We start from the raw sequence: 11,646 nt of genomic DNA on the forward strand, positions 1-11,646 counted from the left end.
GCACGCTTCCACCGTCGCGGTGCGCCCACAAGTGGCACGGCGACCGGTGCCGGCGACGACGGGACGGCGTTCGATTCGTGGGATCGGTCGCGACCTGGACAAACCCGCCGGGGCGCCAGCCTTGCTTGCTCACCGCGACGCCGAGCACACTGTCCGCCATGGTGATTGGCAGTCCCACCGTACGACGACGGCGCCTCGGCCTGATCCTGCGCGGCTTGCGCGAACGCCAGGGGCTCACCGGCGAGCAGGTAGGCGCCGCGGTGGAGCGCTCGGGCTCATGGGTCAGCCGCGTGGAGACCGGCCGGGTCGGTCTACGCAGCCGCGACCTGACCGACCTGCTGAATCTGTTCGGGGTCGACGACGGCATGGTGCGCGCCGAACTGGCCGCGCTGGCCAGGGAGGGCAAGCAGCGCGGCTGGTGGAGCAAGTACGCCGACTCGCTGTCCGGCCCGTACGCGACCTACATCGGGTTCGAGGCCGAGGCGGCCCGGCTACAGGTGTACGAGACGCTGACCGTGCATGGCCTGCTGCAGACCGAGCAGTACGCGCGGGCGCTGTTTCGGGCCGCGCTGCCGAAGCTGGACGCGGAGGCCGTGGACCGCCGGGTCAGCGTGCGGCTGGCCCGCCAGCGATCGCTGCTCACGCCCGACCCCGGGGCCGCGGCGCCGGCCGCCGGCCCGCTGGAGCTCTGGGCAATCTTCGACGAGTCGGTGCTGCATCGGCACATCGGCGGCCAGGACGTGCTGCGTGGCCAGCTCGAGCACCTGTACGGGGTGTCCGAGCTGCCCAACGTGACGGTGCAGATCCTGCCGTTCACCGCGGGAGCGCACCCGGGCATGCTCGGCTCGTTCACGGTGATCAAATTCGCCGCCGAAAGCGACCCGGACGTGGTGTACGTCGAGGGCATCACGGGCGACATTTTCGCGGAATCTGAGGACGCACGGTGGTACAACGTGGTATTTGAACATTTATTAGCCAATGCACTCAGTCCTCCCGCGTCACGCGAGCGCATCGCTCGGGCGATCAAGGAGCTGAGCTGAACGCCTGAGGAGGTGGCGCGGTGTCCGTTCTGGACGCGCGCTGGCGCAAGAGCAGCCACAGCAGCACCAATGGTTCGTGTGTGGAGGTCCGCAGGACCGCCGGCGCGGTGGAGGTCCGCGATACGAAGGATCGCAGTGGTCCGGTGCTGTCCTTCGACCAGTACTCCTGGCACAGGTTCATCGACGCGGTACGAGCCGGCAACTTCGACGACTGACGGCCGCGTTCGCGCATTTCGCATCACCCGGCCCGCTCCCTTGCTGGAGCGGGCCGGTCCGCGCGGTGGGCCCGCGCGCCCCGTCCTGGTCGACGGCTCAGGGGGCACCGCTGCGGCCTGTGCTCGCCCCCGCCACAAACCGGCTCCGGCTGCGCTCAGGGGGTAGCCAGGTCGATCAACGCGGCGGCCGCCGCCCGGGCGTACTCGGCCGGTTCGGTGGAGTTCAGCGCGGCGCCCTGGGCCGAGGCGCCGTCGTAGAGCACCGCCAGTTGGTGCCCGAGCTTGCCGGGATCGCGCGCACCCGCCTCGGTCGCCAGCGCGATCAGGGCGTCGATGAACGTCTGCTTCTGTGCGGTGCACACCGCCCGGGCGGGATGCTCGGTGTCGGCAAGCTCGGTGGCGGCGTTGACAAACGGGCACCCCCGCGGGGCGCCGACATCGAAGATGCCCAGCAGCCGGTCCCGGACCGGGCGCCCGCTGTCCCGCAGCGGCTCGGCCAGGCCCGGAAGCCGCTGCTCGCCGACCCGCCCCAGGTACTCGACGATGATCTCGTCCTTGCTGGCGAAGTGCTGGTAGAGCGTGCGCTTGGACACGTGCGCCACCTCGGCGAGCTGCTCGATGCCGGTGGCCGCGATGCCCTGCTCGTAGAACAGGTCGGTGGCCGCGCGCAGGATCCGCTCGCGGGCGCCGCGCCCGCCCTTCGTCTCGCCCCTGACCTGCTCGTCGGCCCGGGTCGTCTTCGTCGTCACACCCACCATGGTACCGATCAGTTTACATTTCGCCAGCGCCCCGCTAACCTCGAAGTACACCGAACGGTTTACTTTACGAGGAGATCATCATGCGCATCGAAGGCTCGGTTGCCCTGGTCACCGGCGCGAACCGTGGGCTCGGCCGCGTTTTCGCCCAGGCCCTGCTCGACCGGGGCGCCAGCACCGTCTACGCCGGCGCCCGTGACCCCGGCAAGGTGACGGCCGCCGCCGGCATCACGCCGGTCAAGCTGGACATCACGAACCCCGATGAGGTGGCCGAGGTCGCGCAGCGGTACCCGGACGTGACGCTGGTGATCAACAATGCCGGCGTCTCACGCGGCGGCGCGCTGCTGAACGGCTCGCTGGACGGCATCCGTGCCGACCTCGAGACGAATTTCTTCGGCACCCTGAACGTCAGCCGTGCCTTCGCCCCGATCCTGGGCGCCAACGGCGGCGGGGCGATCGTGAACATCCTGTCCGTGCTGTCGTTCGTGAGCCTGCCCGATTCGGGCTCGTACAGCGCCTCGAAGTCCGCGCAGTGGTCGCTGACCAACGCGCTGCGGTTGCAGCTGCGGGGCCAGGCCACCCAGGTGCTCGGCGTACACATGGGCTACACCGACACCGACATGGCAGCCCACATCACCGGGCCGAAGAACCGGCCGGAGGGCGTCGTCGCCCAGGCGCTCGACGCCCTCGCCGAGGGCCGGGACGAGGTGCTTGCCGACGAGCTGACCCGCGCGGTCAAGGGCGGGCTGGGCGGCGATCTGCGGGACCTCTACGCGGCGCTGGCCTGACCGCCGGATCCGCGTGGGGACCGCCCGGGCGGGCAGCGCCGGGCGGCTTCCACGCGGTAGGTTGGCCAGCCATGACCGAGCCAGTCAGCTACTCGATCTCGGTGCGCCTGCGCCGGGTCACCGCCGAAGAGGGCTACGTCAGCGTGCCGGTGACCGACGCGGTGATGAGCCCGGAACCCGACCAGGACGGCAACCTCCACCTCGACCCCGAGAAGCTGTGGGCCGAGGCGATCCGGCTGGGATCGCGGCTGGACACCTGGCGGATCGAGGAGCGCGACGTCACGCCCCACCCGATCCAGAAGGCGCCCGAGGGAGTCTTCGAATCAGGCACCGACGCGTCCACCGCGAGCTAGCGGGAGGCGGGCAGACGCGCTGCGCAATGGCCCGGCGCCTCCCTCGGGGGACGCCGGGCCGGCACTTCGGTCCCGGTCAGTCGATGCCCTCCTCGATCGCGACGTGATCGAGGAGTTCGGCGTCTGCCGGCAGGTCGCGGGAGGCGATCGCCTCGGCCCCGCCCTCGGGCATCGCGCCGATCAGTCCGGTCGAGGCCGCCTGCGCGGCACCGATCAGCATCGGCTGCGGGTTGCCGATCATGCCGAGCCGGGCGTACTGCTCGAGCTTGGCGCGGGAGTCGGCGATGTCCAGATTGCGCATGGTCAGCTGACCGATGCGGTCGACCGGCCCGAAGGCTGAGTCCTCGGTCCGCTCCATCGACAGCTTGTTCGGGTGGTAGCTGAACGCCGGCCCGGAGGTGTTCAGGATGGAGTAGTCCTCACCGCGCCGCAGCCGCAGCGTCACCTCGCCGGTGACGGCCATCCCCACCCAGCGCTGCAACGACTCGCGCAGCATCAGCGCCTGCGGGTCCAGCCAACGGCCCTCGTACAGCAGCCGGCCCAGCCGACGGCCCTCGTTGTGGTAGCTGGCCAGGGTGTCCTCGTTGTGGATGGCATTGACCAGCCGCTCGTAGGCCGCGTGCAGCAGCGCCATGCCCGGTGCCTCGTAGATGCCCCGGCTCTTGGCCTCGATGACCCGGTTTTCGATCTGGTCGGACATGCCCAGCCCGTGCCGGCCGCCGATGGAGTTGGCCTCCAGTACCAGGTCGACGGCGGAGCCAAACTCCTTGCCGTTGATCGCCACCGGCCGCCCCTGCTCGAAGGCGATCGTGACGTCCTCGGTGGGCACCTCGACCGCGGGGTCCCAGAACCGCACACCCATGATCGGTTCGACCAGCTCGATGCCCGCGTCCAGGTGCTCGAGCGCCTTGGCCTCGTGCGTGGCGCCCCAGATGTTCGCGTCCGTGGAGTAGGCCTTCTCCGAGCTGTGCCGGTAGGGCAGGCCGTGCTCCAGCAGCCACTCGGACATCTCCTTGCGCCCGCCCAGCTCGCTGACGAAGTCGGCGTCCAACCACGGCTTGTAGATGCGCAGCTGAGGGTTGGCGAGCAGGCCGAAGCGGTAGAACCGCTCGATGTCGTTGCCCTTGAAGGTGGACCCGTCTCCCCAGATCTGCACCTGGTCCTCGAGCATCGCGCGCACCAGCAGGGTGCCGGTGACGGCCCGCCCGAGCGGGGTGGTGTTGAAGTAGGCGCGGCCACCGGAGCGGATGTGGAACGCCCCGCAGGCCAGGGCCGCCAGCCCCTCCTCCACCAGGGCCGCCCGGCAGTCGACCAGTCGGGTGATTTCGGCCCCGTAGGCCGAGGCACGGCCGGGTACGGAGGCGATGTCGGGTTCGTCGTACTGGCCGATGTCGGCCGTGTACGTGCAGGGAATCGCACCCTTGTCGCGCATCCACGCGACAGCTACCGAGGTATCGAGGCCCCCAGAGAAGGCGATACCGACACGTTCACCGACAGGCAGGGAGGTGAGCACCTTGGACACGAGTAGGAGTATATGCGCACCACTGCATGATCATGCAAACCGGCTCCCGGACGGCCCGCGGCGGCCGGGCTGGCGGCGGCCGGCGGACCTACGCCTCCCGGGTCAGCTCCCAGAAGGCGACCGCCGCGGCGGCGGCCACGTTGAGCGAGTCCACGCCCCGGTGCATCGGAATGGCCACCCGCTGGTCGCTGGCGGCCATGGCCGGCTGGGACAGCCCCGCCCCCTCGGCGCCCAGCAGCAGCGCCGGCCGGCCCCGGTACGCCTCGGGCAGCAGCTGGATGGGCAACGCGTCGGCGGCCGGCGTCAGCGCGAGCACCGAATACCCCGCCCGGCGCACCGCGTCCAGCGCGTCCGGCCACGGCTCGAGCCGGGCGTACGGGATGGCGAACACCTCGCCCATGCTGACGCGCACGGATCTGCGGTAGAGGGGATCGGCGCACGAGGGCGACAGCAGCACCGCGTCCATGCCCAGCGCCGCCGCGCCCCGGAAGATGGCGCCCACGTTGGTGTGGTTGTTCACGTCTTCGAGGATCACCACCCGGCGCGCGGCCGACAGCACCGCCTCGGCCGAGGCCGGCGGCTTGCGATGGAACGAGGCCAGCACCCCACGGTGCACGTGGAAGCCGGTGGCCTTCTTCAGCACGTCCTGGGTGCCAGCGTAGAACGGCGCCTGATCACCGGCCGGCTCGCCGACGGCCGCGTCGTCGATGACAGCGCCGATCTCGTCGACCCGCTTGGCGTCGACCAGCACCGAACGCAGCCGGTACCCGGCGCGCAGCGCCCGCCGCAGCACCAGCTCGCCCTCAGCGATGAACAGCCCGTTGGGCGGCTCCCACCGGGTACGCAGCTCGACGTCGGTGAGCGCCCGGTAGTCCGCGATGCGCTCGTCCTCGGGATCGGTGATCGTGGTGACGGTCGGTGACACGTCGCCATTCTGACCCGCCGCCGGGCCGGCCCGCCGCGCGGGCCCGAGCGCACCGCACGGGCCCGAGCACACCGCACACCGCGCGGGCCTGAGCACACCGCCCACCGCGGGCGGCGCACACCGCGCGAGCCGGTGCACGCGTGGCCGCCGAAAACGGAGGCCGGGCTGCCCGCGAACGGACAGCCCGGCCGGTGGCGTGCGGATCAGGCGGACTCGCGCTGCTGCGGCGGCTCGCCGAGCAGGTCCGCGGCGTGCACCTCGGGCGCACCGGAGTCCAGCGCCTCGCGCGCGGTCAGGTGCGCAGGCGCGGGCAGCCCGCGTACCGCCTCCTGCTCGGTCTCGGCCGCGACGGCCTGCGCCTCGGCCAGCGCCTGGTCAAGCACCGACGGGTCGGCCTCGGGCAGGCTCGCCTCGGTGGTGGTCGGCCCGCCGGTGTCCTGGACCAGGCCCCCCAGGGCGCCGCCGATGCCCTCCAACGCCTTGGTCAGCTCGGCCGGCACGATCCACACCTTGTTCGACTGCCCGGCCGCGATCTGGGGCAGCGCCTGCAGGTACTGGTAGGCGAGCACCTTGGAGTCCGGGTTGGCGCTGTGCACCGCGTTGAACACGGTCTGGATCGCCTTGGCCTGGCCCTCGGCCTGGAGGATGCGGGCCTCCCGCTCACCCTGTGCCCGCAGCACCGCGGCCTGCCGGTCGCCATCGGCGGTGAGGATCTGCGATTGCTTGATGCCCTCGGCATTGAGAATCGCGGCGCGGCGGTCCCGCTCGGCGCGCATCTGCTTCTCCATCGAGTCCCGGATCGACGCCGGCGGCTCGATGGCCTTGATCTCGACCCGGGTCACCTTGATGCCCCACCGGCCGGTGGTCTCGTCCAGCACGCTGGACAGGTGCTGGTTGATCTCGTCACGGCTGGTCAGGGCCTTCTCCAGGTCCATCGAGCCGATCACGTTACGCAGCGTGGTGACGGTCAGCTGCTCGATCGCCTGGAGAAAGCTGGCGATCTCGTAGGTGGCCCGGACCGGGTCGACCACCCGGTAGTAGAGCACGGTGTCGATGGACACGACCAGGTTGTCCGAGGTGATCACCGGCTGCGGGGGGAAGCTCTGTACGGCCTCCCGCATGTCCACCTTCGAACGAACGCTGTCCAAGAACGGCATCAGCAGGTTCATCCCGGGCTTGAGGGTGCGGTGGTACTTGCCCAGCCGCTCCACGATGTCCATCCGCTGCTGAGGAACGATCCGCACCGAACGTACGACGGTCAGCACGACCCACAGCACGACCAGCGCGGCAACGATGATGAGAACGGCTTCGAGAGCGCCCATCACTACTCCCTCCAGACAAGGGCGGTAGCGCCCTTGATCTCTATGACCCGCACCCGCTCACCCTTTTCGATCACTTGGGTGGCATCGTACGGACGAGCACTCCACATCTCCCCCTCGATCTTGATCAATCCGTGATCAAGATCGACGCGCTCCAGTACCAGGCCCAGCGCGCCCTCGATGGCGGCCAGACCCATGGGCGCCCCTGGCGCGTCGGTCTGCAGGTGTCTACGGATGGCGGGACGCGCCAGTGCCAGCGCGGCCGCCGAAACCACCGAGAACACCAGGACCTGCAGATACCACGGCAGACCCAGCGCGGCGCCGGCCGCGGCGGCGAACGCCCCGGCCGCGAGCATGACTAGCACGAAGGTGGTGGTGAAGACCTCAGCGATCGCCAGCGCCACCCCTACAACGAGCCACAACCAGGCCACGCTCCGATCGTGGCACGCGGATGCACTAATGGCGATTGTCCGTGTCCCGCGGGCGGCGGCGGGGTACGGCGGGATAGGGTTTCGGCCGACCTCGACGAAGATCGACCAGCCTCGTACGGCCTCGGCGCTCGCGAGGCACGGTAAAGGAGGACCATGCTGCCCGAAACCGCGCGCCGGGTCGACGAGATCGTCGCGTCGGCGCAGGCCAACGGCCGAGTCCCCTCCCTCATCGCCGGAGTGGTACGCGACGGGACCCTCACGCACGTGTCCGGCGCCGGCGAGCTACCCAGGCCGGAACCGGACACCCAGTACCGGATCGGTTCGATCAGCAAGACCCTCACCGCCACGCTGGTACTGCAACTGCGCGACGAGGGCCGGCTGGACCTCGACGACCCGCTGCACCGGCACCTGCCCGGCACCCCGCTGGGCGACGTGCGCCTGCGCGACCTGCTGGCGCACGTCGGCGGGGTACAGCGCGAACCGGACGGGCAGTGGTGGGAGCGCTCGGCCGGGATGGACACCGACGACCTGCTGGCCGGGCTCAACGCCGGCAAGGTCGCGTACCCGCCGCACGACCGGTACCACTACTCCAACCTCGTCTACGGCGTGCTGGGCGCGCTCATCGAGCGGGTCGCCGGCCAGCCCTGGCACGCCCAGCTCGCCAAGCGGCTGCTGGAGCCGCTGGAGCTGGGCCGCACCACCTACCACGCCACCGAACCGTTCGCCCGCGGGTACGTGGTGCACCCGTGGCACGGCACCCTGCGCGAGGAGCCCCGCCACGACGCGGGCGCCATGGCGCCGGCCGGCCAGCTGTGGTCCACGGTGCGGGACCTGGCCCGGTGGGCGGCGTTCCTGGCCGACCCGGTGCCCTCGGTGCTGGACCCGGCCACCCTGGCGCAGATGTGCACCCCGGTGGTGATCAGCGACGTGGACGCCTGGACCAGCGGGCACGGGCTGGGCGTGCAGCTGTGGCGGCGGGGTGAGCGGGTGTACGTCGGGCACACCGGCTCGATGCCCGGGTACCTGGCCGTCCTGGCGGTGCACCGGCCCAGCCGCACCGGGGTGGTCGCGTTCGCCAACGCGTACACGCTGCGCCACGGCGGCATCAGCGGGCTCGGCCTGGACCTGCTCGACGCGGTGCTGGACCGGGAGCCGGCCCGCATCGCGCCGTGGCGGCCGGGCGCCGCCCCGCCGCCGGAGGTCGAGGTGCTGACCGGGCGGTGGTGGTGGATGGGCACCGAGTACGAATCCGCCTGGGACGCCGCCGGCCGGGCGCTGGTGATCTCCTCGCTGGACCGGCCGGGTGCCACGCCGTGGCGCTTCACCCAGGACGGCGTCGACCGGTGGCGCTGCCGGTCGGGCAGCAACGACGGCGAGATCATGATGGTGCGCCGCAGCGGTACCGGGGCGGTGACCGCCCTGGACATCGCCACCTTCGTGTTCACCCGGGACCCGTGGTCGGCGCCGTAGGGCCCGCCCCCGGTACCGGCGACCGGTCTGGGCCGTCGCGTGGGGTCAGCCGCGCCGGACCAGACCGGTCGGGCAGTCCCTCCCCGGCCCGCTGTGGCTACCGCGCCGGCTACTTCGCCGGCTCCGTGACGAAGTCGATCAGCCGCTCGATCGAGTTGATCAGTGGCGTCTCCACGTCGTGGTACCCGCGCACGCTGGCCAGGATCCGCCGCCACAGCTCGGCCGGCTCGGCCACGCCCAGGGCGGCGCAGACGCCCTCCTTCCACGGCCGCCCCGGCGGCACCACCGGCCACGCCCGGATGCCCAGCCGCTCGGGCTTGACCGCCTGCCAGATGTCGACGTACGGGTGGCCGGTCACCAGCACGTGCGGCGAGGTGACCGAGGCGACGATCCGGCTCTCCTTGGAGCCGGCGACCAGGTGGTCGACCAGCACCCCGAGCCGCCGGGCCGGCCCGGGCCCGAAGTCGCGTACCGCCGCGGCCAGCTCGTCCACGCCGGACAGCGGCTCCACGACCACGCCCTCGACGCGCAGGTCGTCGCCCCAGATCCGCTCCACCAGCGCGGCGTCGTGGATGCCCTCCACCCAGATCCGGCTGGCCCGCGCGACCCGGGCCGCCGCCCCCTGTACCGCTATCGAGCCGCTCGCGGTGACGCGGCGCTGCGCGGGTACCGGCGCGGCCGCCGGGCGCCGCAGCGTCACCACCGCCCCGTCCAGCAGGAACGCGGCCGGCAGCAACGGAAAGTTGCGCCGCTTGCCGAACCGGTCCTCCAGCACCACCGCGCCGGACTCGAATCCGACCACCGCGCCGCAGAACCCCGATTCGGCGTCCTCCACCACGAGATCCGGTTCGGCGTCCACCTCCGGGACCACCCGCCTGCGCCGCCAGTCGCCCTTGAGAACGTCCTGTCCATACATGGGCCCGACGGTATCGGGCGGCCCCACCAACGCGGACGACGCCGCGCCGCGACCGCGCGAGGGCGCCGCCGGCCTCCCGGCCGGGCACGGCACCACAGCCGCTCGCCCGGTCGGGCACGGCACCACAGCCGCCCGCCCGGCCGGGAGCGAGGGCGGCCGTTCGCGTCGCGGGCGGATCGCCGCCGCGGCTGGATCTCGCCGGCACCCGGCCCCGCCACGGCGAGACATCAGCCCGGCACGGCACGTACCCTTGCCTGCATGTCCCCCGCAGCCAATGCGGCGACGCTGACCGTGCGCCGCTCCACCCGCTTCGTCACCTGGGTCCGCTCCTGGCGCGCAGGACTGTCGCCGTACGACGAAGTGGCCGGTGAGATCGCCGGTGACGAGGAGCATCTCGTCGCCGACGCGCCGGACACCTGGACGGATGTGCCGCTGCCGAACGTGCTGAGCCTGTTCGCCAAGCTGAGCCCCGACGACATCCGGCTGGTTCTGCCGGTCGCCGGCGACCCGCGCGGGCTGCCCGGCCCGGGCCCGTTCACCGGGGCCGCCCTGCTGGCCGAGGAGGGCGTGATCGCCGGGCGGTACGGGCTGGTCCCGCAGGTTCAGCGGCACACGTCCGGCTCCGGGGACACCTTCGAGACCGTGCTGTGGCGGATGTTCCCGCTGGAGCAGGTGCCCGCCGCCGGCCACGAGCCCGGCCCCGCCGAGGCCGAGGGAGACCTGACCACCGCGATCGTCGAGGCCACCGGGCAGCTGACCCGGCTGGACGTGGCCCAGTGGCGGCCCGAGCTGGCCGGCGCCCTGGCCGCGCTGCGCCGCCCGGACTTCGCCGGCGACCTGCCGCCGGGCTACGACGCCCGCTGCCGGCGGCTCTACGCCCGCGCCAGCGTGCTGGACCAGGTGCTCGCGCTGGCCGGTCAGGCCGCACCGGGTGGCGCGGTGACCGGGTATGAGGCGATCCGGCGCGACGAGGCGCTGCGCCCGCTGATGACGGCCTGCCGCCGCGCGCTGGTGGCCGCCTGCAACGCCCGCCTGGCCCCCTGAGGCCGGGCGGACCCGCTCACCCCGGCCCGACCGGGCGGCCGGGCGGGTGCGTTCTCAGATCTCGTCCATGAGGTTGGCCACCGAGTCGACCACCCGGGACGGCCGGTACGGGAAGCGGTCGATCTCGTGACGGGTGCTGATGCCGGTCAGCACCAGGATCGTCTCCAGCCCGGCCTCCAGACCGCACAGGACGTCGGTGTCCATCCGGTCGCCGATCATCGCGGTGGTCTCCGAGTGCGCCCCGATCGTGTTCAGCGCCGAGCGCATCATCATCGGGTTGGGCTTGCCCACGAAGTATGGGTCGACGTTGGTGGCCTTCGAGATCAGCGCCGCCACCGAACCCACCGCCGGCAGGACGCCCTCGTTGGACGGGCCGGTCGCGTCGGGGTTGGTGCAGATGAACCGGGCTCCGGCGAGGATCAGCCGGATCGCGGTGGTGATCGCGGTGAAGCTGTACGTGCGGGTCTCGCCGAGCACGACGTAGTCGGGCTCGATGTTGCTCAGCACGTACCCGGCGCCGTGCAGGGCGGTGGTCAGCCCGGCCTCGCCGATGACGTACGCGGTGCCGTTGGGCCGCTGGTCGCTCAGGAACTGCGCGGTGGCCAGCGCCGAGGTCCAGATCGCCGACTCGGGCACGTCGAAGCCCATCCGGCTCAGCCGGGCCTGCAGATCCCGCGGGGTGTAGATCGAGTTGTTGGTGAGGATCAGGAACGACTTGCCGGAGGACCGCAACCGGTTGATGAACTCGGGGGCGCCGGGGACGGGCTGGCCCTCGTGGACGAGCACCCCGTCCATGTCGGTCAGCCAGGACTCCACGGGCTTACGCTCGGTCATGCGGCCACCCGCGTCGGGTGAGAGCGGGACGTTG

Annotated in this window: 13 protein-coding genes; 6 read left to right on the top strand and 7 right to left on the bottom strand. The window is 71.8% G+C overall.

From position 1 onward, the window contains the following. Window positions 1–158 precede the first annotated feature (158 nt). Both ABEA87_RS24635 and ABEA87_RS24640 read left to right on the top strand, forming a co-directional pair. Complete coding sequence (locus ABEA87_RS24635) at window positions 159–1,040, top strand: helix-turn-helix domain-containing protein (protein WP_345633280.1); 882 nt, start codon at window positions 159–161, stop codon at window positions 1,038–1,040. A gap of 20 nt (window positions 1,041–1,060) precedes the next feature. Continuing rightward, on the top strand, window positions 1,061–1,255 hold the full coding sequence (locus tag ABEA87_RS24640; RefSeq protein WP_345633282.1) for a DUF397 domain-containing protein: 195 nt from the start codon (window positions 1,061–1,063) through the stop codon (window positions 1,253–1,255). A 155-nt stretch (window positions 1,256–1,410) separates the two neighbouring features. Here the strand turns inward: ABEA87_RS24640 and ABEA87_RS24645 are convergent, their stop codons facing one another. After that, the gene (locus ABEA87_RS24645; RefSeq protein ID WP_345633284.1) at window positions 1,411–2,004 is read right to left on the bottom strand and encodes a TetR/AcrR family transcriptional regulator; all 594 of its coding nucleotides are present in this window, start codon (window positions 2,002–2,004) and stop codon (window positions 1,411–1,413) included. A gap of 89 nt (window positions 2,005–2,093) precedes the next feature. Here ABEA87_RS24645 and ABEA87_RS24650 point away from each other — a divergent pair, with 89 nt between their 5' ends. Then, complete coding sequence (locus ABEA87_RS24650; RefSeq protein ID WP_345633286.1) at window positions 2,094–2,798, top strand: SDR family oxidoreductase; 705 nt, start codon at window positions 2,094–2,096, stop codon at window positions 2,796–2,798. Window positions 2,799–2,869: 71 nt separating this feature from the next. After that, window positions 2,870–3,151 (top strand): hypothetical protein, encoded by a 282-nt coding sequence (locus ABEA87_RS24655; RefSeq protein ID WP_345633288.1) that lies wholly within the window; start codon window positions 2,870–2,872, stop codon window positions 3,149–3,151. Between the two features lie 76 nt (window positions 3,152–3,227). Here ABEA87_RS24655 and argG read toward each other — a convergent pair whose 3' ends face one another. From argG to ABEA87_RS24675, 4 genes are all read right to left on the bottom strand, one after another. Then, complete coding sequence (argG, locus tag ABEA87_RS24660; RefSeq protein WP_345633290.1) at window positions 3,228–4,673, bottom strand: argininosuccinate synthase; 1,446 nt, start codon at window positions 4,671–4,673, stop codon at window positions 3,228–3,230. A gap of 88 nt (window positions 4,674–4,761) precedes the next feature. Continuing rightward, window positions 4,762–5,598, bottom strand: a complete 837-nt coding sequence (locus tag ABEA87_RS24665; protein WP_345633292.1) for a TrmH family RNA methyltransferase — start codon at window positions 5,596–5,598, stop codon at window positions 4,762–4,764. A 203-nt stretch (window positions 5,599–5,801) separates the two neighbouring features. After that, window positions 5,802–6,920 (bottom strand): SPFH domain-containing protein, encoded by a 1,119-nt coding sequence (locus tag ABEA87_RS24670; protein ID WP_345633293.1) that lies wholly within the window; start codon window positions 6,918–6,920, stop codon window positions 5,802–5,804. 2 nt (window positions 6,921–6,922) lie between these two features. Beyond that, a complete protein-coding gene (locus ABEA87_RS24675) occupies window positions 6,923–7,348 on the bottom strand; it encodes an NfeD family protein (RefSeq protein WP_345633295.1) in 426 nt (141 codons plus the stop codon). 153 nt (window positions 7,349–7,501) lie between these two features. Between ABEA87_RS24675 and ABEA87_RS24680 the strand changes: the two genes are divergently transcribed. Continuing rightward, window positions 7,502–8,818, top strand: coding sequence for a serine hydrolase domain-containing protein (locus tag ABEA87_RS24680; protein ID WP_345633297.1), 1,317 nt, complete (start codon window positions 7,502–7,504; stop codon window positions 8,816–8,818). A 109-nt stretch (window positions 8,819–8,927) separates the two neighbouring features. Here the strand turns inward: ABEA87_RS24680 and ABEA87_RS24685 are convergent, their stop codons facing one another. Next, window positions 8,928–9,734 carry a DUF3097 domain-containing protein gene (locus ABEA87_RS24685; protein WP_345633299.1) on the bottom strand — a complete coding sequence of 269 codons (807 nt, stop codon included), beginning with the start codon at window positions 9,732–9,734 and terminating at the stop codon, window positions 8,928–8,930. A 258-nt stretch (window positions 9,735–9,992) separates the two neighbouring features. Here ABEA87_RS24685 and ABEA87_RS24690 point away from each other — a divergent pair, with 258 nt between their 5' ends. After that, complete coding sequence (locus tag ABEA87_RS24690) at window positions 9,993–10,778, top strand: hypothetical protein (RefSeq protein WP_345633301.1); 786 nt, start codon at window positions 9,993–9,995, stop codon at window positions 10,776–10,778. Between the two features lie 54 nt (window positions 10,779–10,832). Here the strand turns inward: ABEA87_RS24690 and ABEA87_RS24695 are convergent, their stop codons facing one another. Beyond that, entirely contained in the window at window positions 10,833–11,612 is a 780-nt protein-coding gene (locus ABEA87_RS24695) for an HAD-IIA family hydrolase (protein WP_345633302.1), read from the bottom strand. Window positions 11,613–11,646 lie beyond the last annotated feature (34 nt).

The organism is Rugosimonospora acidiphila, from assembly GCF_039543385.1.
Lineage (GTDB): Bacteria > Actinomycetota > Actinomycetes > Mycobacteriales > Micromonosporaceae > Rugosimonospora > Rugosimonospora acidiphila.